This is a genomic window from Pseudomonas sp. v388 (assembly GCF_003935425.1).
Lineage (GTDB): Bacteria > Pseudomonadota > Gammaproteobacteria > Pseudomonadales > Pseudomonadaceae > Aquipseudomonas.
Window position 1 is genome coordinate 200,830 of the sequence record NZ_RHQN01000010.1, and the last position, 21,402, is coordinate 222,231.

The window sequence follows — 21,402 nt, forward strand, 5'->3', positions numbered from 1 at the left end:
TCTACAGTGGGCGCAAACGCAGTAGGCGAGCACCGTCATGAGGGTCGGTCAGCCAGCGCCCTTCAACACCGAAAGTGGTGCGCAGGCGGTCTGGAGTCAGTACCTCGAAAGGTGCTCCCAGAGCCACCAGCCGGCCTTTTTCCATCACCCCGACCCGGTCGCATTCCAGCGCCTGGTTGAGGTCGTGCAGGGCAATCACCGTGGTGATCGGCAAGGCCCTGATCAGGCCCAGGATGGTCAGCTGATGATGGATGTCCAGATGGTTGGTGGGTTCGTCCAGCAGCAGGATCTGCGGCCTTTGCGCCAGGGCGCGGGCAATGTGGGCGCGTTGGCGTTCACCACCGGAAAGGGTCTGCCAGAACCGGTCGCGCAGATGCAGCAGGCCGACATCTTCCAGCGCCTGATGGACGATGGCGTCGTCGGTTGCGCTCCATGGCGTCAGGGCTGACAGCCACGGCGTACGGCCCAGCTCCACGGCATCCAGCACCCGGATGCTGTCGCTGGTCTCGGCCTGTTGTTCGACCACCGCCAGCAGGCGGGCGATATCACGCCGCTTCAGGCTTGCCAAGGCGTGGCCGTCGAGGTGGACGTCGCCGTGGGTCGGCGTCTGGATGCCGGACAGCAGTTTGAGCAGGGTCGACTTGCCCGAACCATTGGGGCCGACGATGCCCAGGGTTTCCCCGGGCGTGATGCTCAGGCTGACGTCCTGCAACAGCGGCTGGCCCTTGACGCTGTAGGCCAGGCCCGAGCCGCTCAGCGCCGAGCAGGCGACGACTGGACTGCCGGCCTCGATGTCTTGCGGTGTGTAGGCATTCATCGCATGGACTTCCCGCGTACCAGAATCAGGGCGAATACCGGCGCGCCCACCAGGGCGGTGATCACGCCGATGGGCAAGGTCTGGCCCTTGATCAGCGTGCGCGATATCACATCCGCCGCAATCAGGAACAGCGCGCCGCACAGGGCGCTGATCGGCACCAGTCGGGTATGGCGCACGCCCACCAGCATGCGCACGGCGTGCGGGATCACCAGCCCGACGAAACCGATGGAGCCGACGATCGAGACCATCACTGCGGTGACCAGCGCGGCGCAGGCGATCAACACAATCTGCACCCGGCGCACCGGAATACCGAGCGACGCCGCCGAATCACTGCCGAAAATGAACGCGTCCAGCGCGCGGCGATACCACATGCACACGACCAGCCCCAACAGCACCACCGGCACCGCCAGCCACACCGAATGCCAGCGCACGCCGCTGAGGTTGCCCAGCAGCCAGAACATGATCCCGCGGGCCTGCTCGGAGCTGGCGGACTTGGTGATCAGAAACGAGGTCAGGGCATTGAACAGCTGGGAACCGGCGATGCCGGCCAGAATGATGTGTCCGGCCGCCGTCGAACCCTGGGACGAACGGGCGAGCAGGGCGACCAGGCTGAACGCCGCCACCGCGCCGACGAAGGCACCTGCCGACAGGGAAATCGCACCTGCGCCGAAGCCGACCACCGCCACCAGCACCGCGCCGGTCGAGGCGCCGGCGGAGATCCCCAGCAGATAAGGGTCGGCCAGCGGGTTGCGCAGCAACGACTGCAACACCACCCCGGAAATCGCCAGCCCCGCACCGCAGGCGGCGGCGACGATGGCGCGGGTCAGCCGATAATTCCAGATGATGCCTTCATCGATGGGGTCGAGTAGGTAGCCCGCGCCCCACAGTTTGTTGGCCAGGGTCTGGAGAATCACCTGCATGCTGATGTTGGTCTCACCAATGGCGGTGCCTGCCAGCACGGCCATCAGCAGCAATGCCGCGACCCAGAGTGAGTGTGCCAATGTCACCGATGACTTCATGGGGCTTTACTGAACCGGTCGGCCGCGGCGGCGAGTTCTTCGATGCCGGTGAACAGCCGCAGGCTGGCCTGCATGCCGTCGGCGTCGATGATCACGATGCGGTCATGCTTCACCGCATCCATGTTGCGAGTCACCGGGTCCGACTTGAGGAATTCGAGTTTCTTGCGGTAGTCGTCGGCCGGGAAGCGGCGGCGGTCCATGCGTGCGATCACCAGGATGTTGGGGTTGGCCTTGGCGATGGTTTCCCAGCCGACGGTCGGCCATTCCTCATCGGATTCGACGATGTTGCGCATGCCCAGGCTCTTGAGCATGAAGTCCGGAATTCCCTTGCGGCCGGCGACGTAGGGGTCGATGTCCAGATCGGCGCTGGAGAACCAGAACACCGCCGACACGTCCTTGTCATGGTTGCGCTTGACGTTGGCCAAGGCGGTTTTCAGACGTTCCTGAAGCTGGCCGATCAGTTGCCGGCCACGGTCCTGCACGTCGAAAATCTGTGCCAGCTGCTCGATGCTCTTGTAGATGGACTCGATGCGGAACGGCTCCAGGCGCGTGCCGTCGGCGCCCACCAGATTGTCCTTGCCTTCACAGTCCGACGGCATGATGTAGGTCGGGATCTTGAGGTCATGAAATTGCTGGCGGGTGCCGACCACGCCCTGCGCGCCGACCATCCATTCCAGCTGCACGGCCACCAGCCCCGGACGCTTGCCGATCACCGATTCGAAGCTGGGGTCGTTATCGGCCAGACGCTCTACCTTGTCGTTCTGCGCCTTGAATTGCGGCAGCACGTCGTTGAACCACAGCGAGGTTCCGCCCAGGCGGTCGCCCAGCCCCAGTTCGTAGAGCATTTCAGTGCCGGCTTGACCGATGGTCACTGCCTTGACGGGTGCCTGCGTAAAGGTCAGGGGCAGGCCGCAGTTTTCCAGCGTCAGCGGATACCGGGTCGGTTCGGCGGCGCAGAGCGTGGAAAGGCCAAGGGCGGTGATCAGTGTGGCTAGACGCGGCAACGACATGAAATGCGATCTCCTTTCGTACGTGTGCAAGGCGCAAGGTACTTGCAGGAAACACACCCCGGCTCGCCGCTGACGCCACCGGAACGGAGCAGGGCAATGCAAGGCACGCAGAGAAGGCGTGCGCGGATGTCCTTCCCGGACACCCCGCCGGTTAGTGTTGTGCAGCAGGTCGGCAGGTCTCCTGACTGGCACGTCATGGTCATGTTCCGGCCTTCCCGGGAAACCCAGTGGCCAAGCAGATGCTTCGGAACAGACTCGATGCCTACAGTTGCGGGGGCAGTTTCGGTGACGACCCGATTGAATGGGGCGCGCGAATTCCCTGTTAGTTCCTCTCGGAAACCGACGGGGCGGCATGTTATAGAATAACGAAACCAGATGCTACGGGTTTGCGCGAATCCGCTGCAAAGCGTTGATCAGATGCAGGCGCATGGCGGCCCGCGCGCTGTCGCGGTCCTGCTGGACGATGGCTTCGTAGATCAGCTCCTGTTCACGCTGCTGCACGGCCGGATCGTCTTCATGGACAACCGACGCCACATTGCCGAAACCGCTGCCGACCCGCGGCACAATGCCTTCGCCCAGTTGTGTCATGGCGTCGGTGAAAAAGCTATTGGCGGTGCACAGTACAATCTGCCGGTGGAACTCGAAATCAGCCTGCAAGGTCGGCGCGCCGGCCACCGTGCAAAGGTGCAGTGCGTCCAGCGCCGCGCGGATGGCAACCAGTTGTTCCGGCGTGCGGCGCTGGGCGGCGAGGGCGGCGGCTTCCGGCTCCAGACTCAGGCGCAACTCGATGATCGCGATGCCTGCGTTGCCGGTTGCCAGCGGCAGCGCTTCTGCATGCAGCGGGCGGGGCATCGCGGCGTCGACCACGAAGGTGCCGATCCCATGCCGGGTTTCGACCAGACCTTCGGCCTGCAGCCGCGACATGGCCTCGCGCACCACGGTACGGCTGACGCCGGTCTCGCGAATGATGACTTGCTCGGTGGGCAGTTTCTCGCCGCTGCCGATTTCGCCGTCGCGAATCCTGCGGGTGAATTCCGCGACCAGTTGCTGGGTCAGGCTGGAGCGGCGGCCGGTGGGCGAGGAAGGTTGGTCCATGGTCAGTGGGATCGTTCCGGATCGGGCTGTCGGTGGCGAACCTGGCGCACAGGGCGTCGGCTCGGGCGCGTTGAGTATAACCACACCTCGGCTGGGTTTTGTGTGGTATCGCGGCCTATACTCGCGCATTCCCCCCGAACCGAGGCTGCAATGGCGGACAACCTCCCTTCCGCGCAAAAGAACCACAGACGCCTGGCCGAAACCCTGGTCGACCGCTTTGCCCAACGCATGCGCGACGGGGTACTCAAGCGTGGCGAACGTCTGCCTTCGGAGCTGCACATCATGGAAGCCGAAGGCGTCAGCCGCACGGTGGTTCGTGATGCGCTGTCGCGCCTGCAGGCGGCGGGGCTGGTGGAGACCCGTCATGGTGTCGGGACGTTCGTGCTGGACATGCCGCCGCCGGAGGGGTTTTCGGTAGGGCCGTCGACCATTGCGACGCTGTCGGACGTACTCAATCTGCTGGAATTTCGCCTGAGCGTGGAAGTCGAGGCGGCCGGTCTTGCCGCACAGCGGCGGTCGCCTGAAGCGCTGCTGGAACTGCGCCGGGCGTTCGATGCGCTGCTGGAAGGCCCGGAAAAATCCGGCACCACCATCAATGCCGATTTTCAGTTTCACCTCAAGATCGCCAAGGCTTCGGGCAATGCTTACCTGATCGACATCATGAAGCATCTGGGCACCAAGCTGATTCCGCGTACCCGGATGAATTCGGCCTACACCGGCCAGAGCGACCGCAGCGCCTACCTGGCCGGCATCAACGCCGAACACCGGCAGATCTACAACGCCATCGCCCAGGGCGACGCCGACGCCGCCCGCGCCGCGATGTACCTGCACCTGAGCGGCAGCCGGACGCGCCTGCGCAGGACGCAGGCGTTGTACAGCGATTGACCGCCCAACCGCAGTCGCCGGCAAGCGGCCTCCACCAGAACCGGCGACAAAGCGCCCTTAGGGCTCAGCCTGCCGGCGAAGGGGCCCTCATTGGCTGCCGCGGATCTCAGAGAAAGTTGTACTGCACCCCCACCCGCAATCTCAGCTGGCGTTTGTCGTCCTCGGAATCGACCTTGATGTCGCCGACTTCGAAGAACGGCACCCAGTGCTTGTCCCACTTGTATTTGAACGCCGCGTTCTGTTCGTAATCGGTCTTGCCGTTGTCGAAGCGGATGTAGTCTGCGTCGAAATAGGTGAACTGGTATTCATAGGCCCACGGCCCTTGGGTTGCATAGTTGAGCCACACGTCGAAGCGATTGATCGACTGGTCGTTCATCTGGTTGTCGGGCATGTCCCGGTTGACCTTGTCGCGGTCCAGCTTGATCGAGTCGTAGCGATAACGGCCCGACACCGTCAACTGATCGGTGACCTTGTAGCCCACCTTGAGCCCCATCTTGTAGGCGGTGGATTTCTCGATGCTTTCCAGGGCCAGCGAAGGGGTTAGCAGCCACTTGTCGTTGAGCCGGTGTTGATAGCTCACGGTCAGCTCGTGGCCGTTGCCCACCGTGTTGTCGAACGCCACGTCCTGCCGGTCGCCGGCAGTCTTGTATTTCAGCTCGCCTTCGAACCCCCAGCCGCTGTCCAGGCGCGTGCCGAATTTGACCCGGTCGGCGTGCATGCGGGTGCTCTCGGCATACTGATGCCGGTAGTTGATGTAGGCGCTGTCGGCATAGGCCCAGGCGCTGCAGAACAGGGTGGTGAAAGCGATCAATGCAGTGGTTTTTGTCATGGTTTTTATTCTTGTTTGATTTGGTTTTCGGTAGGTGTGAGCAAATCGCGGGCAGCCGAACCCCTTGCCGGTCAGGCCGGGGATAGTTGTCAGCGGGATAAAGCGAATGGCTGCCGAAAGGGCAGCGGGTCGTCAGCCAGTCAGGCGCACGTCCATGTCTCGACTGGCCTGAATCAGCAGTCGGGAGTACTCATGCTGCGCCTGGTTATCGACCAGCCGCCGGGTGTCGAGGGTTTCCACCACCTGGCCCTGTTGCATTACCGCCACGCGGTCGCACAGGTGTGCGACGACGCCCAGATCATGGGTGACCATCAGGTACGTCAGCCCTTGCTGCCGATGCAGATCGGCCAGCAGATTGAGAATCTCCGCCTGCACCGACACGTCCAGCGCCGAGGTGGGTTCGTCCAGCAGCAACACTCGCGGTTGCAGAATCAGCGCCCGGGCAATGGCCACGCGCTGGCGTTGCCCGCCGGATAACTGATGTGGATACCGAAAGCGAAAGCTCTCGTTGAGCCCTACCTGATTCAGCACCTCGCAGACCCGCCGGTCGCGCTCGCCGATACGGTGGATGCTGAGCGGCTCTTTCAGCGCCGTATCGATGGTGTGGCGCGGATGCAGCGACGCGTAGGGGTCCTGAAACACCATCTGCACCTTGCGACAGTGGTCGGCGTCGAGACTGCGCTGGATCGCCTGACCCGCCAGGCGCAGCGTCCCGGTCCAGTGCTGATATTGCCCGGCCAGGCAACGCAGCACGGTGGTCTTGCCCGACCCGGACTCGCCGACCAGCCCGAACGACTGGCCTTCCTCGACCCGCAGGTCGACATTGCGTAATACCTGATTCAGCGCAGCACCGGTGCCAAAGCTCAGGTTGAGTGAATCGACTTCGATCATGGCCATGGGAGCAGTCTCAGTGAATGAGCCAAAGGGGATCGCGTTGCAACACCGGCAGGGTGGCACGCGGCCGGTCGAGGCTGGGCAGGGCGGCGAGCAGGCCCTGGGTGTACGGATGACGCGCCTGATCCAGTTCGTCGGCGGCCAGGGATTCCACGACACGCCCGGCATACATGACCAGCACCCGGTCGCAGAAGTGGCGGACCATGTTCAGGTCGTGACTGATGAAAATCAGCCCCAGGTCCCGCTCGCTGACCAGTTCCTCCAGTACATTGAGCACCTGGCGGCGCACCGACACGTCCAGTGCTGAAGTGGGCTCGTCGGCAATGATCACCTGGGGATCGGTGATGACCATCATCGCGATCATGATCCGCTGGCCCATGCCGCCGGAAACCTCATGGGGATACAGCTCGTAGACCCGTGCCGGTTCGCGGATATGCACCTCGGCCAGCATTGCCAGAGTGCGTTCCCGTGCCTCGCGCCGGGACACCTTGTGGTGGGCCAGGTACGCCTCGGCAATCTGCTCGCCGACCTTGATCACCGGATTAAGCGAGTATTTGGGGTCTTGCATGATCATCGACATGCGTCGCCCGCGAATGCCCTGGATCTGCTTTTCGCTGCAAGCCAGCAGGTCGACGTCGCCAAAGCGCATCGTCCTGGCGGAGACCCGCGCCGAAGTCGGATGCAGGCGCAACAGGCTGCGCCCCACCGTGGATTTCCCTGAGCCGGATTCGCCGACAATCGCCAGCTTCTCACGGCCCAGAGTGAACGACACGTCGCGCACCGCCGGGCTGGCCACGCCACCACTGATGAACTCGACCCGCAAATCCTCTACCGCAAGCTTGATCTCTGACATGGCGCTCTTCCTTGTTGTGATGGCTGTCATTACTTGGCGTTACGTGGGTCGAGCACATCCCGCAGGCCGTCGCCGAGCAGGTTGAAGGCCAGGCTGACCAGCATGATGGTGGCGCCGGGTGCTGCCACCAGCCACCAGCTTTCGAGCATGTAGCGCCGGCCGCTGGAAATCATCGCGCCCCATTCCGGCAACGGTGCCTGCGCGCCCAGGCCGAGGAAGCCCAAGGCGGCGGCCGTCAGGATGATGCTCGCCATGTTCATGGTCAGGCGGATGATCACCGACGACAGGCACATGGGAATGATGTGCCTGGCGATGATGCGCAGTGTCGAAGCGCCCTGCAGTTTCACAGCCACCACGAAGTCGGCGTAGCGCAGCGACAGGGTTTCTGCACGCGCCAGACGGGCTATCGGCGGCCAGGCTGTAAGGGCAATGGCGATGACTGCATGCTCCAGTCCCGGACCCAATGCGGCGATGAACGCCAGGGCTAGCACCAGGCTGGGGAACGAGATGAAGATGTCGGTGACGCGCATGAACAGACCGTCCACCCAGCCGCCGTAATAGCCGGACACGGTGCCGATCAACAGGCCGATGGGGCCGACGATCACCGTGACCAGCATCACGATGTACAACGTGACCCTCGAGCCATAGACCAGGCGGCTGAACACATCCCGGCCGTACTCGTCGGTGCCGAACCAGTTTTGCGCGCCGGGCATGCGCAAGGCGGCGGACAGGTCCTGGGCCAGCGGATCGTGAGTGGCGATCAGCGGCGCGAACAGGGCAACCACCATCAAGGTTCCGATCACCACCAGCCCGGCCAGGGTCATCGGGTTGCGCAGCAGAAAGTGCATCAGGCGCGAACTGCTGGCGCAGAACGCCGCCAGGCTGGATTGCGGAGCGCTGATCATGGGGTTGGCGCTGCTTGCGATTGAGGTATTCATCAGCGTGTTCTCGGGTCGAAGACTTTGTAGAGGGCATCACTGATCTGGTTCAGCGCGACGAAGATCAGGCCGATCAGCAGCACGCAGGCCATCACTGCATTCATATCCCCCAGTAGCAGGCTGCTGGTCAGGTACTGGCCGAAGCCGGGCCAGGCGAATACGGTTTCGATCAGTACCGCACCTTCTAGAAGCCCGCCATAAGCCAGTGCCACAATGGTCAGCAGTTGCACTCGGATGTTGCGAAACGCATGGCCCCAGATGATCCGTCGCTGGGACAAGCCCTTGACCCGCGCGGTGATGATGTACTCCTGGGAAAGCTGTTCGAGCATGAAGCTGCGGGTCATGCGGCTGATGTAGGCCACCGAGTTGAAACTCAGGATCACTGCCGGCAGCAGGATGTGCCGCACTGCGCTGCGAAACGCCTCCCAGTCGCCGGCCAAGGCGGTGTCCACCAACAGCAGCCCGGTGCGGGTTTCGATCAGGCCGTCGTAGGCCAGGCCGATGCGCCCGACACCGCCGGCCCAGCCCAGCCAGGCGTAGAACACCAGGAAAGCCATCATGCCCAGCCAGAAGATCGGCGTTGAATAACCGAACAGGGTAATGAGCCGGGCGAAATGGTCGCCGGCCCGGCCTTGGTGCGTGGCGGCGTAGACGCCCAGCGGCAGCCCGACCAATACGCCGAACAGGATCGCCAGGGTCGCCAGCTCTAGCGTGGCGGGAAATACCCGGACGATGTCGTCGATCACCGGATGGCCGGTGAGCAAGGCCATGCCCAGGTCGCCATGCAGCAGGTCGGTGAGGTACAGGCCGAACTGGGTCCAGAGTGGCTTGTCCAGGCCCAGTTCCTGATAGGCCTGGGCGTAGGCGGCGGCGTCGGCGTCGGGGCCGACGATGGCCAATACCGGGTCGAGCGGCATGACCCGGCCAATGAAGAAAGTGAGCAACAGCAAGCCGAACAGGGTCGCCGCCACTGAACCGCTGCGACGGGTGCCATGGGCGACCCGACTGCTCCAAAAAGAAATCGATGCACTCGACATGAGTTGTCCTGCCTTGGATTGAGCGAGGGAAGGCTTGGGTCAGCGTTGCTTGTAGACGTCGCGCAGGCGGGTTGTGGCCGCGCTGTGTCCCTGGTACTGGCGCACATCGCTGTGCAGGACCACTTCATCGGTCATCTGCGACACCGGCATGATCGGCCCGGCGGCCTGGTCGTACAGCATCTGGATGCGCTGGTACAGCGCCAGTTGGCGATTTGCGTCCCGTTCCTGTTCGGCCTGCTCGATCAACTGATTGATCTCGGCGTTGTAGTACGAAGTGCGCCAGCCCTGGAAATTGCTCAGCTTGGCCTGTTCGCGATTGTCCGGGTTGTAGATCAGTGCGCGCAGGCTGGAATGCGGGTGGCGCTCGGCACCGCCGCCGCCGCGACCGACCAGGATGTCGAAGCGCCGTTCGCGCATCGCGCCATAAATCTGGTTGCCGGTGCCGGTGATGATGTTGGCGCGGATCCCGGCCTGCGCCAGGGTCGATTGCAGGCTGGTGGCGATATTGATGAAGGGCGAATCAGTGAGAGAACGGATGCTGATGTCGAAACCGTTCGGATACCCGGCCTCGGCGAGCAGGCGCTTGGCCTGGGCGACATTGAGCGCGTAACCCGGATCGTCCAGGCGAGCCGCCAGGCCCAGTTGCAGCGGGCGCTGGTTGATCAGGCCGTAATGCGGCATGACGACCTGGTTGATGCCTTGGTAATCGATCAGCGAGCGGACCGCCTGGCGCACCCGCACATCCTGAAACAGCGGCTGCTCCATGCTCAGTGCGACGTAGTAGATGGTGCCGCGCGCAATGGTCTGCACCGCGACGTCCTCGGAGCGGGTCAGCGCCTTGATGTCCGAAGCGGCCATGCCCCGAGCGACGTCCAGATCACCGCGTTCCACCATCAGGCGCAAGGCCTGGGATTCGGTCATGTTGCGCATTATCACCCGGCGCATCTTGGCCGGCCCGCGCCAGTACTGATCGAAGCGGGTCATGAGGATGACGTCGTTGGCGCGCCAGATGTCCAGCTTGAAGGCGCCGGAGCCTGCGGTATGAGTGGTCAGCCACGCTGCTCCCAGGTCGTCGCCCTTGGCATGTTCAAGAGCGGTCAGCCGATCGACGACAAATGCACTGGGCGAGGTCGCCAGGGTATTGAGCACCAGCAGCGGGTCGGTCGGCTTGGGCAGATCCATCACGAAGGTGGTCGGCCCTTCGGCACGCATCAATTGCGCCACGTTCGCGGCGGTGTAGCCGTAGGCTTTCCAGGTCGAGGCCAGGGCTCTGTTCAGGGTGATCACCCGCTGCAATGACCAGGCAACATCTTGGGCGCTCAGCGGGTTGCCGGAATGAAAGTTCACTCCGGAGCGCAGATGAAACGTCAGGCGCATGCGGTCGGGGCTGATTTCCCAACGTTCGGCCAGGGCCGGCACCAGGCGATCCGGCTGCGCGGCGTCCTGCTCCAGCAGCATGTCGTAGACGTTGGCATTGACCTCCGACACTTCCAGTCCGGTGGCGCCGGCAGGGTCCAGAGACAGCAGATTGATCATGCTCATGCCGACCACCAGTTGGTCGACCGGGGTTTCGCCGCGCGCCAGGGCGGGCGGTGGTTGCAACGCTGTCGCCATGACGGCGAGGCAAAGCAGCCAGGGCAGGCGCTTGGGCCAGAGTTTCATGGGGCGGTCCTTTCTTATATTTATTAAGACGCTTACTTGTCGAAACACGTGTGCGAAGGGCGCTGCGCTCGCCCTCGCGGTACAGCGGGTCAGTACCGTTGCAGGGTGTGGGTCTCGATATAGCTGAAGTTGATGTCTTCGCCCAGCCCGGGTCCGTCGGACAGGTGAACGTAGCCGTCCTTGTCCATCGGGTCTACCAGCCTGTTGAGGTAGGCGGGCACGTCATCGTATTCCAGGAAAGGGTGCAGCAGACCGCGTTCGTACCAGCGACAGTTGCTGATCGCACCGACCACGCTGAGGTTGGCGGCGCCGTTGCCGTGTACTTCGCAGTCCATGCCGAACGACTCGGCCAGGTGCGCCACTTTCATGCAGGGGCCGATGCCGCCAACGCCGGCCACCCCTGCGCGCAGGATGTCGCAGGATTTTTGGGTCACCCAGCCGGCACGGCTGTGGTATTTGCCGGCGATGCTTTCCGGGCCGAGCACCGGAATGTCCAGGTTGGCGGCCAGCCACGCGTAGGAGTCTGCGGAGTCTTCCATCATCGGTTCTTCGAACCAGGCGAAGTCGAGTTTCTGTAATTGGCGACCGATGTACAGCGCGTCAGTGCGGCTATACCAATGATAACCGTCGAGCATCAGCGCGATATCCGGCCCGACCGCTTCCCGGACGGCGGCGCAGGCCTGCACGTCCATGCGCGGGTCCGGCGCAAAGGAGATCGGCGGCATCCAAGTGTGCAGCTTGATGCCCTTGTAGCCACGCTGCACCAGCTTCTCGGCGAACCGGCCGTATTCATCCGGAGTGGACAGGCCGCCGGGCAGGTCATCCCCGCACATGGTCGAGCCGTAGGCCAGCACCTTGTCGCGGTAGCCGCCAAGCAATTGGTAGACCGGCAGCTTCAAAGCGCGACCGGCCAGATCCCACAAGGCTTGCTCCACCAGAGCCAGCGCGCGGTCGGTGAACTGGCTGGCACTGCCACGCTGCCAGTGGGCGAGCTCCTGCCAGATTTTTTCGCGATTCATCGGGTTCTGGCCGATCAGGACTTTCTTGACGAACGATTCCAGCACGTGGGGGCGAATGAGTTCAGGCGTTCCGAAGGCAAAGCCCTCCGAGCCGTCGTCGCAAGCGATCCGCAGCATGGCGTTCTTGACCGGGGTTTCTTCACCTGGATGGGCATGGCCGGCGCTGTCCACGGCGCGGCGAGAGGGGAACGTAAAGACATCGACATTGACGGAGGTGATCTGCATGGGGGCCTTCGTGATTTTTGTGATTATTAGTATGTCGTCATACAACTATGGCTGGATTATTGAGGAGGTTGTCGGTCAATGTCAAGCGAGTCAGTAGCGCGAATATCGCTGGATACCGCCATATACCGGGGCTTTGAGGTCTATTTTTAATCTTGTGCAGACGAACGGTAGATATTGTGATGTGCGAAGAGGTTATACCTCGTGACCCTGATTGAAACCCAAATACGTTTTCGCCAGCAAGCTGCTACTTCCAACACGCTCACCCGCGCTGACCGCACTCCGCTTCAGTTCCACCATTCGCCCCAAGCCGCCAGTCGCGGGTATACATTTCGATGAACCAGCTCAATGAATCTTAAACGGCCGTGAAGGGCTGCGGAGCTGGGTCAAACCGCCCAGGTGATGGTTTGCCGAGGAAGGCGGGCATGGCGACAAACACCCGGAGAGGCTTCGGCCTGAAGCGCGTATCGCTCCGCACACTTCAGGCCGGCGCTTCAGAATATGTAATCGGTGGTCAGGAAACTCGATTCACGGTTGCGAATGATGTCGCTGACCAGCGCCTTGTTGTTGTCCTGAAACTTGGTCGCGACCAGCGTGCGGATCGAGAACACCCGCAACGCATCGTGAACCGACAGCGTGCCTTCAGCCGAATTCTTGCGCCCGTTGAACGGATACTGGTCCGGCCCGCGCTGGCATTGGGCATTGATGTTGATGCGCCCGACCTGATTGGCGAAAGCATCCACCAGACGCCCGACCTGGGCCGAATCCTTGCCGAAGATGCTCAGTTGCTGGCCGAAATCGGAGTTGAGCACATAGTCGACCACCGTTTCTATATCGCGATAAGGCACCACCGGCACGACCGGACCGAACTGCTCTTCGTGGTACACGCGCATCTGCTCGTTCACCGGGTAGAGCAGGGCGGGGTAGAAGAAACTTTCACAGACCTGCGCGCCGCCGCTATTCACAACCCTGGCGCCTTTGCCCAGCGCATCGGCCACCAGACCCTGCAGATAATCAGTCTTGCCCGGTTCCGGCAGTGGCGTCAGCGACACCCCCGCTTCCCACGGCATGCCCGGATTGAGCTGCGCCAGTTTCTGCTGGAATTTTTCCAGAAAGCTGTCGACCACATCTTCATGCACAAACAGGATTTTCAGGGCGGTGCAGCGCTGGCCGTTGAACGACAGCGAGCCGGTCACCGCTTCGCTGACCGCGTTGTCCAGATCCACATCCGGCAGCACGATGCCCGGGTTCTTGGCGTCCAGCCCCAGCGCGGCGCGCAGCCGATGCGGGCGCGGGTGGAGCTTTTTCAGGGCGCTGGCCGCTTTGTTGGTGCCGATGAAAGCGAAGATGTCGATCATGCCGCTGGCCATCAAGGCGCTGACGGTATCGCGGCCGCTGCCGTAGATCACATTTATGACGCCCGCCGGGAAGCTGTCGCGAAACGCTTCCAGCAATGGCCGGATCAACAGCACGCCGAACTTGGCCGGCTTGAACACCACGGTGTTGCCCATGATCAGCGCCGGGATCAGCGTGGTGAAGGTCTCGTTCAACGGGTAGTTGTACGGACCCATGCACAGCGTTACGCCCAGCGGCACGCGCCGTATCTGGCCGAGAGTGTCCTGTTCCAGCTCGAAGCGGCTGGAGCGCCGGTCCAGCTCCTTGAGGGCAGCGATGGTATCGACGATGTAGTCGCAGGTACGGTCGAATTCCTTTTCCGAGTCCTTCAGGTTTTTGCCGATTTCCCACATCAGCAGATGGACCACCGCCGTACGCTGTTCACGCATGCGCTTGAGGAAACTCTCCACATGCTGGATTCGCTCGGCCACCCGCATCGTCGGCCAGCGACCCTGGCCGCGGTCATAGGCGTGCACCGCCGCGTCCAGTGCGGTCATTGCGGTGGGAGCGTCCATCAAGGGCGTGCTGCCCAGAATGACCGGCTCCAGCGCCTCGCCATCGCGTACGGACACCGGGCTGCGCACCGGCGCAAGTGCTCCGGCCCATACGCGCAGTTCGCCGTTGACCAGATATTCGCGCTGCTCGATGGGCGCGCCGGGGCGAAACTGCTCGGGGATCGCTTCGGCAGTGGGGAAGAGCGTTGCAAGAGGGTTTTCCAGGGGCATTGCGGTCACCTCGTCGGGAAGGGTTGTTTCAAAGCATGTGCAAATACACTACGCCACACCCCGCCGGCCATGAACCCCGTCGTGGGCAAGCACCGGATATTTATGGAAAATTTTTTGAGGGACTCGCTTGACTTCCTTTTTCCAATCAGTAACATAGCGCTCATTCCGCGATAGCTCAGTTGGTAGAGCAAGTGACTGTTAATCACTGGGTCCCTGGTTCGAGTCCAGGTCGTGGAGCCAGATTTTTCAGATGTAAATCAACAGGTTAGGCGCGCTTCGCGAAACCGTGTCAGTGATCGCAAAAAAACGATCATTGGTAGTCAGCTTGCGAAGCAGCTCGAAATCGTGGTTTTTACATCTCGAAACACATTATAGATGAAGGTTGAACGGCCGAACGCTGCCTCTAATCACTTGATTTAGAGGCGTTCAGCATGAAAATCGCAACCATCGTTTCGACCAAGGGCGGGCCGGGCAAAACCACGGTCACAGCCAATCTAGGCGCGTTCTGCGCCGACGCTAATCTCAAAACCCTGCTTGTAGACCTTGATACCCAGCCTTCGCTGTCCTCGTTCTATCGTCTGGACCATGAAGCACCAGGTGGCACCTATCAACTGATCGCACAGAACGAGACCCGCTCCGCGCAGGTGATCAGCCGCACGTGCATCCCCAATCTTTCCCTGATCGTCTCCAACGACCCGTTCAGCCAGCTCAGCAACCTGTTGCTGCATGCGGCGGATGGACGACTGCGTCTGAAAAATCTGGTCTCGGCCTTCGCTGATGACTTCGATCTGCTGCTGATCGACACCCAAGGCGCACGGTCGGTGATGCTTGAAATGGCGCTGCTAGCCTCGGATCTGGCGATATCACCGATCACGCCGGACATGCTGGCGGCTCGCGAGTTTTATCGCGGGACCCAGCAACTGTTGAAGGATCTGGAGCCGTTGTCGGCTCTGGGCGTGCATACGCCGCCGCTGAACATCGTGGTCAACAAGCTCGACGCAACGAACGATGCGCATCTGATTTACCAGTCGCTGAGCGAAACGCTGACCGAGCATCCACAGATCAAACTGCTGGATACCACCATCCCCGCTGCGGTGGCGTTCCGCCGCGCTGCGACCCAAGGCCTGCCCGCTCACCGGCTTGAACAGCGACAGCCCCATAATCGAAAGGCGCCATCGGCGTTCTCCGTCATCCACTCACTGGCACGCGAAGTCTTTCCCGAATGGCAGGCGCAGTTTGACCGCTACGCGTTCGACACTGTGGGCGAACCCGTCGATCAACGCGTGGAGGTGGCTTCATGAACCTTGCCGACTTGATGCCGCCACATTCGATCGAAGCAGAGCAGGGCGTGCTGGGCGGGCTGATGCTCGACAACCAGGCGTGGGAACTGATCGCAGACGGGCTGTCGCCAGGCGATTTCTTCAAGCGCGAGCACCGTTTGATTTATCAGGCGATCGAATCGCTGGCCGTCACCAACCTGCCATTCGATGTGGTGACGGTTGCCGAAGCACTCCAGGATGCCCAGGAGGCTGGCGGACTCGCATACCTTGGAGAACTGGCGAAGAACACGCCTTCCGTAGCGAACATTGCCGCTTATGCCGGGATCGTTCGCGAGCGTGCGCACCTGCGAGAGCTGATTCGTCTGGGTTACGAATGCAGCCGAAGCGCATCAGAACCCAAGGCCTGCAGTCAGGAGGTGCAGGAGCGTTTCGAGCAACGATTGTTCGCACTGGGCGAAGGGCAGTCGCCTGACTCTTTCGTCGATATAAACGAGGCGCTGATGAAGGTGGTCGAGCAGGTCGACTTTCACTTCAACCATGGGACTGGCGTGACCGGTGTCCCGAGCGGCTTGAAAGATCTGGACGAAAAGACCGGCGGTTTTCAGGACGCTGATCTGATCATCGTTGCGGCACGGCCGTCCATGGGCAAGACCAGTCTGGCGCTGAACATCGTCGACGCGGTACTGCAGCAGGATCCGGCCAACACCGTGCAGATCTACTCGCTTGAAATGCCAGCGCAGGCGCTGATGTACCGCATGCTCGCCATACTTGGGCAGCTCGACGTTGCGCAACTTATGCGCGGCCAGCTGGAGGACGAAGACTGGGTCAGGCTGACGGCCGCGACCGCCCGCATCAACGGCTATGGCCAGCGATTGGTCATCGACGACAGCGCCGGCCTCACGCCCACCGCGTTGCGCGCACGCGCTCGTCGAGCCGCTCGCCGATTCGGCAAGCCGCGGTTGATCATGGTTGACTACTTGCAACTGATGCAGTGCCCGGGTCACGAAAATCGCAACCTTGAGGTCGCGGCCATTTCCGCGAGCCTCAAGGCGCTGGCCAAGGAATTCAGCTGCCCGGTCATCGCCTTGTCCCAGCTTAATCGGGCTCTGGAAAACCGGGCCAACAAGCGACCTCACAACGGTGACCTGCGCGAATCAGGCGCGCTGGAACAGGACGCCGACCTGACACTGTTCATCTATCGGGAAGAGGTCTACCACCCCGACACAATGGATCAAGGCGTTGCCGAGCTCATCATCGGCAAACACCGCAACGGACCCACGGGTGTCGTGCGCACCGGTTTCATCCCCGCACACACGCGTTTCGTCAACCTCGACGCCACGGATCGGCAAGGAGCCTATGCATGACCCCCCAAGCGACTACCTTGGTTAAACACCCCATAGCGCGGAGCCAATGTCTGGACTGCCGCGCGCAGTTTGCTCGCCACCGTGCGCTGCAGCGTCTGGTCGACACCATCCTGCGGGATGGCGAACTGGAGATTCTGGTCTGCCCGGAATGTGGCAGCTACGCCGTCCAGGAGGACAGCCATGAAAACCGTTGAGTCAGATGAGGTGCTCTGCACCGTCGTGTTTCGATTGAAGGATGGCCAGAGCGGTGCTGGCCGTTTCATATACGGACTGGCCTGCCAAGTGGAGCGGTGGCAGGCAGTGGAGGTCCTGTCGCTCTCCGTTGGTGACCTGCATTACGAAAAAGATGATCTGCCGACGCACGGAGGCGAAGATGACTCGAAGTAAGAAACCGTGCGAGAAATTCATCGTACGCTTCGCGCAGGTGGGGCTGCGGCATCAGATAGCGGAGCTGGCAAAAGCGTCCAATCGGTCGATGAACGCGGAAATTCTCCATCGTCTGTTTCGAAGTCTGGAGCTTGAAGAGGAACTCCGGCGGGCCAACGCAGTGATAGATCGCCTGACCGCATCCGCTCCTGATAACAAGGAGCGGCCGTCATGAGTATCAAATCGCCGAACGTCGAGAGCATCAAAGGCAAGCTGCTGCAGGGCGCATTCATGAACAACGGCCCGACTCTGGCGCAGCTGTCAGATCCGATCGCCGACACGCCAATGGTCATCACGCTGGATCAGTTACGTCCCTATGAACACAACCCGCGGCTTAACCGCAATCCACTGTACGACCAGCTCAAGGAGTCCATTCGCAAGCGCGGTCTGGACGCGCCGCCGCCGATTACGCGGCGTCCCGGCGAGCCGCACTTCATCATCCGTAACGGCGGTAATACGCGTCTCGCCATTCTCAAGGAGCTCTGGACAGAGACTCGCGACGAGCGCTTTCTGAAAATCAGCTGTCTGTTCAGGCCATGGCCGTCGCGGCGTGACATCGTTGCCCTGACCGGCCACTTGGCTGAAAACGACATGCACGGCGAGCTGACCTTTATCGAGCGTGCCCTGGGTGTCGAGCGCGCCCGGGAGCTTTACGAAGTTGAGGCAGGCGGCCAGCTTACCCAGCGTGAGCTGGCGCAGCGTTTGGCTGATGACGGCTATCCCGTTTCCCAGCCGCATATCAGCAAGATGCAGGACGCCGTGACTTTCCTGCTTCCGGCGATCCCCAAGCTGTTGTATGCGGGATTAGGAAAACCTCAGATCGAGCGGCTGACTGCGCTGCGACGCAGCGGTGAGAAAGTCTGGCAGCAATACGCTGAGGCAGATGAGCGTATCGATTTTGCCTCTCTGTTTCAGGACGTGCTCGCTACCTTCGATGAGACAGCGGACTTCAAGGTCGATCGATTTCAAGACGAGCTGATTCACCAGATGCAGCAACCGCTGGGCAAGGATTACAACTGGTTGAAAATGGACCTGCTGGAGAGCCGGAGCAGCACGCCGGAGCCGCCGAACAGGCGGCCAGAGTCAGGGGCTCCGTCAGCATTGCCAGAATCCACGGGGGCTCCGCCGACAGTAACGGCGCCGGCGGAGCGCTCGCAGCGCAAGCTAGAACCAACGTCGGGTCTTGCGGAGCACCTTCCGCCGGCGTCGCACCCCGACTCTCCAGATCCAGAGGCTGTGGAGCAGGAGGAATCACAGGCACTGGTCGACGCCCATGTGATCTCTCCGATAGCCGGTTTAACAGAGCGCACTCAGGCCATGAAGCGGCAACTGGCTCAGGCCACTGGCGAGCCGATCCCGGATTTTGCGCAGGCGTGTCTGCACGCTATTCCGGTTCAGGTCGGCGGCCTCCACCCCATTACCGACCTCTGGTACATCGAACGCAAGCTCGACGAGCCCGACACTCTGCGTCAGCAGATAGCCGGGCTGGTCAGCGATATCGTCGAGGGAGAGGATCTGCATTGCAGAGTGGAGCCAAGCGATAGCGGCATCGGTTTTCTGCTGGATCGACCAGTAGACGCGCTGTCTCCGACCAGCAGGGAAACGCTGGTCAACCTGCTGGACGCGCTGAGTGGCCGCTTCGCGCTCGTGCGGGACATGCCCGAAGCCGCAGAGGCTGACTTCAGCGAGTTTCAGTTCGCAGCAGAACTGGGCCAGTTATTGCTCGGCCGCGCCGGAATCGGTGATCCCGATCCCGGCAGCGAGCCGCGCATAGGTGATGAAGCACTGGTCAAACTGTTCCGGGTGATTCGCCTGGCCCGTCGATTGATCGACCTGGAGATGCAGTCATGACTCATCCTCTCAATCTCGCCGTCGCCTATCAGGTCCTTGAGGACATTCGGCGCGGCGAGCTTCGCAGCTGCCTGGCGATGGGGTTTGCTGAGCACCACCTCAAGGACCTGATTGAGCCGCACTGCATGAGCCTGTTGGTTAACGCCAATGTGCCTTGGGTCAAGGTGGTGGTGGATAGCCCGGTGGTGCAACGGCTGCTGGCTCAGGCCAGAAAAAACGAGGAAGACTTGCTGGTCATGCAGGCGGTGCGTCTGGGTGCCAGCTCGCTGCTGATCCACGAGCTTTTCGGGCTCACGGCCAAGGAAGTGGCGTTGCGTCGATCGATCCTGGGGATTCCCAATCGCAAGGGGCGCTGGCCGTCCCTGACCCAGGAGCAGGAACAGGCGCTGTGGCAACACTGGCTCACCTTCGGTAAAGGCACCTCGGCAGACCCGCGCGACGCGCGGGCACTGCTGCGGGTAGCGATGCAGATCGTGGAGCAGATGCCGCAGGTCAACCTGATGATGGTCTGGAACACCCTGAAAAGCTGGATAGATCAGGAGCTGCTGTGATCGCCGCCACCGCTCATCGTTATTCGCCGGGGGCGCTCCCGGCACTGAACGCCTTGCTGGATCGCGCAACTCTAGCGCTAAGTCAGCAGCGACCGAGGCCTGTGAGGTCGACGCGGCCAGCAAGCCTGTCCGAGCAACCTGCGGCGCTTGGAGCGGAGACGGAAAGGGCGGGCCTTCTGTTTACCGGGAATCCGCATGAGAGCGTACCCCGACGTCTGCTGCTGGATGAGCGTCTGACCCCGCTGGAGCGCAATGCCTGGCAGGTATTCAGGTTGCTGCTCAACGATGATGGGCTGACCTCGTTCCCCACCTATGAACAACTGCGTCCATTTCTGGCATCGTCGCCGTTTCGGCTGGCATCGCGCGAAACGGTGGCAAAAGCGCTGACGACGCTTCGACTGACGCGCTGGATCAGTCTCGCGGGCAGAGTGCGAGACGAAGCGACCGGGCGTATGAAAGGCAACATCTACTTGCTGCACGATGAACCGGTGAGTATCAGTGAAGCCATGTTGCTGGACACCAACTATCTGGATTTGCTCGGCAGCGCGCAAACCCACGCGAACAAGGCGGTACGTGAAGTGGCGGCGTTCACTCTGGACGAGTTTCAGCATGACCCTCACGTGCGCAACCATACCGTGCCGACCAGAGTGGAAATCCTGGAGCAGCGAGTGGGTCGGCAGAGCTGGGCGACCAGAACCGACCTGGCTGAACGCCCAAGTGAATCCGAACTCGGTGCGCACGATTCCGAACCCGGTAAAAACGAATCCGAACTCAGTGAAAAACACGCAGTTCGGAATCCTGCGGACCCGAGTTCGGAATCCGAACCCAGTAGAAAACCGGGGCTTTGCGACCCGGTTCGGAATCCGAACTCATATTGTACAAGTACATATACAGATGTATTTAAAAGCTCTGTACCGCGCACGCGAGCCGAACCGGATCCGGGCTGGCCAGCGGTTTTTCATGAGCTGCCATTCGACGAGCGCCAGAAGATCACGATCGCCATGGGATTCATGCCGCCCCAGCTGCAGGCCGACGTACTTGCCCAATGGGCTGCGCGCTGCGGACAGAACGCACTGCGCAACCCGGTCGGTTATCTGCTGCGCATGATCGACAAGGCGCGCGACGGTCGCTTCAACGACCTGGCGCAATCGCCTCCCGTCGCCCGGCAGGCGGTACCGCCGCCGCAGACCACACGGCAGCCTGCTCCGAGGCCACCTGCCCCGCGTGCAAGCAAGCAGCCGCCAACCCCCGAACAGCGTGAGGTTGCACGCAAGGCCATGGCGGAGATCATGAGGAACATGACGAGCCAGTCGCCAGGCAACCGCCAAAAGCCGGGAGATAGTCCAGGGCGAAAGTGAAGTCAGGAGGCTTGATTCCACTGGAATCAAGATTTGAGGTCTGCTCTGATTCCAGTGGAATCAGGAGTCGTGGTTCGGTCTGATTCCAATGGAATCAAGACTGCCGGACGAGCAGGCGACCGGACCTGGATTCCGATTCGGCGCTGCGCAGAGTTTGATTCCAGTGGAATCA

Annotated in this window: 21 protein-coding genes, 1 tRNA gene and 1 riboswitch; of the genes, 10 read left to right on the forward strand and 12 right to left on the reverse strand. The window is 61.8% G+C overall.

The features are described 5' to 3' along the window. Position 1: 1 nt before the first annotated feature. From EGJ27_RS22190 to EGJ27_RS22205, 4 genes are all read right to left on the reverse strand, one after another. On the reverse strand, positions 2-817 hold the full coding sequence (locus tag EGJ27_RS22190) for an ABC transporter ATP-binding protein (protein WP_125832901.1): 816 nt from the start codon (positions 815-817) through the stop codon (positions 2-4). Next, positions 814-1,782 (reverse strand): FecCD family ABC transporter permease, encoded by a 969-nt coding sequence (locus EGJ27_RS22195; RefSeq protein ID WP_371920880.1) that lies wholly within the window; start codon positions 1,780-1,782, stop codon positions 814-816. The genes EGJ27_RS22190 and EGJ27_RS22195 overlap by 4 nt, the downstream gene beginning before the upstream one ends. Positions 1,783-1,832: 50 nt before the next feature. Further along, positions 1,833-3,038: an ABC transporter substrate-binding protein gene (locus tag EGJ27_RS22200; protein WP_371920878.1), complete on the reverse strand. Its 1,206-nt coding sequence runs from the start codon at positions 3,036-3,038 to the stop codon at positions 1,833-1,835. After that, a riboswitch (cobalamin riboswitch) is annotated at positions 3,000-3,205 on the reverse strand. (Overlaps the previous gene by 39 nt.) A gap of 19 nt (positions 3,206-3,224) precedes the next feature. Further along, complete coding sequence (locus tag EGJ27_RS22205; protein ID WP_125832904.1) at positions 3,225-3,941, reverse strand: FadR/GntR family transcriptional regulator; 717 nt, start codon at positions 3,939-3,941, stop codon at positions 3,225-3,227. A 150-nt stretch (positions 3,942-4,091) separates the two neighbouring features. Between EGJ27_RS22205 and EGJ27_RS22210 the strand changes: the two genes are divergently transcribed. Next, on the forward strand, positions 4,092-4,826 hold the full coding sequence (locus EGJ27_RS22210; protein ID WP_125832905.1) for a FadR/GntR family transcriptional regulator: 735 nt from the start codon (positions 4,092-4,094) through the stop codon (positions 4,824-4,826). Positions 4,827-4,932: 106 nt separating this feature from the next. On the opposite strand, the gene EGJ27_RS22215 is transcribed toward EGJ27_RS22210, so the two are convergent. The 8 genes from EGJ27_RS22215 to EGJ27_RS22250 all read right to left on the reverse strand — a co-directional run bounded on the left by EGJ27_RS22215 (position 4,933) and on the right by EGJ27_RS22250 (position 14,400). Next, positions 4,933-5,655, reverse strand: a complete 723-nt coding sequence (locus tag EGJ27_RS22215; RefSeq protein WP_125832906.1) for an oligogalacturonate-specific porin KdgM family protein — start codon at positions 5,653-5,655, stop codon at positions 4,933-4,935. Between the two features lie 132 nt (positions 5,656-5,787). Further along, on the reverse strand, positions 5,788-6,552 hold the full coding sequence (locus EGJ27_RS22220; RefSeq protein ID WP_125832907.1) for an ABC transporter ATP-binding protein: 765 nt from the start codon (positions 6,550-6,552) through the stop codon (positions 5,788-5,790). A 10-nt stretch (positions 6,553-6,562) separates the two neighbouring features. Then, complete coding sequence (locus tag EGJ27_RS22225) at positions 6,563-7,402, reverse strand: ABC transporter ATP-binding protein (protein WP_125832908.1); 840 nt, start codon at positions 7,400-7,402, stop codon at positions 6,563-6,565. 29 nt (positions 7,403-7,431) lie between these two features. Further along, complete coding sequence (locus tag EGJ27_RS22230; protein WP_125832909.1) at positions 7,432-8,340, reverse strand: ABC transporter permease; 909 nt, start codon at positions 8,338-8,340, stop codon at positions 7,432-7,434. Continuing rightward, on the reverse strand, positions 8,340-9,377 hold the full coding sequence (locus tag EGJ27_RS22235; RefSeq protein ID WP_125832910.1) for an ABC transporter permease: 1,038 nt from the start codon (positions 9,375-9,377) through the stop codon (positions 8,340-8,342). Before EGJ27_RS22235 ends, EGJ27_RS22230 begins: the two co-directional genes overlap by 1 nt. A 39-nt stretch (positions 9,378-9,416) precedes the next feature. After that, entirely contained in the window at positions 9,417-11,039 is a 1,623-nt protein-coding gene (locus EGJ27_RS22240) for an ABC transporter substrate-binding protein (protein ID WP_125832911.1), read from the reverse strand. Positions 11,040-11,128: 89 nt separating this feature from the next. Then, positions 11,129-12,283 (reverse strand): mandelate racemase family protein, encoded by a 1,155-nt coding sequence (locus EGJ27_RS22245; protein ID WP_125832912.1) that lies wholly within the window; start codon positions 12,281-12,283, stop codon positions 11,129-11,131. A gap of 491 nt (positions 12,284-12,774) precedes the next feature. Then, a complete protein-coding gene (locus EGJ27_RS22250; RefSeq protein ID WP_125832913.1) occupies positions 12,775-14,400 on the reverse strand; it encodes an NADP-dependent glyceraldehyde-3-phosphate dehydrogenase in 1,626 nt (541 codons plus the stop codon). Between the two features lie 164 nt (positions 14,401-14,564). On the opposite strand from EGJ27_RS22250, the gene EGJ27_RS22255 reads away from it, so the two are divergent. The 9 genes from EGJ27_RS22255 to EGJ27_RS22295 all read left to right on the forward strand — a co-directional run bounded on the left by EGJ27_RS22255 (position 14,565) and on the right by EGJ27_RS22295 (position 21,230). Further along, a tRNA-Asn gene (locus tag EGJ27_RS22255) sits at positions 14,565-14,640 on the forward strand. A gap of 191 nt (positions 14,641-14,831) precedes the next feature. Next, the gene (locus tag EGJ27_RS22260; protein WP_125832914.1) at positions 14,832-15,701 is read left to right on the forward strand and encodes a ParA family protein; all 870 of its coding nucleotides are present in this window, start codon (positions 14,832-14,834) and stop codon (positions 15,699-15,701) included. Continuing rightward, positions 15,698-17,044: a replicative DNA helicase gene (gene dnaB, locus EGJ27_RS22265; RefSeq protein WP_125832915.1), complete on the forward strand. Its 1,347-nt coding sequence runs from the start codon at positions 15,698-15,700 to the stop codon at positions 17,042-17,044. The genes EGJ27_RS22260 and dnaB overlap by 4 nt, the downstream gene beginning before the upstream one ends. Continuing rightward, positions 17,041-17,238: a hypothetical protein gene (locus EGJ27_RS22270; RefSeq protein ID WP_125832916.1), complete on the forward strand. Its 198-nt coding sequence runs from the start codon at positions 17,041-17,043 to the stop codon at positions 17,236-17,238. Before dnaB ends, EGJ27_RS22270 begins: the two co-directional genes overlap by 4 nt. Next, positions 17,225-17,431, forward strand: coding sequence for a hypothetical protein (locus tag EGJ27_RS22275; RefSeq protein WP_125832917.1), 207 nt, complete (start codon positions 17,225-17,227; stop codon positions 17,429-17,431). The genes EGJ27_RS22270 and EGJ27_RS22275 overlap by 14 nt, the downstream gene beginning before the upstream one ends. Continuing rightward, positions 17,418-17,645: an Arc family DNA-binding protein gene (locus tag EGJ27_RS22280; RefSeq protein WP_125832918.1), complete on the forward strand. Its 228-nt coding sequence runs from the start codon at positions 17,418-17,420 to the stop codon at positions 17,643-17,645. Before EGJ27_RS22275 ends, EGJ27_RS22280 begins: the two co-directional genes overlap by 14 nt. Before the next feature lie 56 nt (positions 17,646-17,701). After that, positions 17,702-19,321 (forward strand): ParB family protein, encoded by a 1,620-nt coding sequence (locus tag EGJ27_RS22285; protein WP_256672897.1) that lies wholly within the window; start codon positions 17,702-17,704, stop codon positions 19,319-19,321. Then, positions 19,318-19,872, forward strand: a complete 555-nt coding sequence (locus tag EGJ27_RS22290) for an STY4526/YPO1902 family pathogenicity island replication protein (RefSeq protein WP_125832920.1) — start codon at positions 19,318-19,320, stop codon at positions 19,870-19,872. Before EGJ27_RS22285 ends, EGJ27_RS22290 begins: the two co-directional genes overlap by 4 nt. Beyond that, positions 19,869-21,230 (forward strand): STY4528 family pathogenicity island replication protein, encoded by a 1,362-nt coding sequence (locus EGJ27_RS22295; RefSeq protein ID WP_125832921.1) that lies wholly within the window; start codon positions 19,869-19,871, stop codon positions 21,228-21,230. Before EGJ27_RS22290 ends, EGJ27_RS22295 begins: the two co-directional genes overlap by 4 nt. The last annotated feature ends 172 nt before the right edge of the window (positions 21,231-21,402 follow it).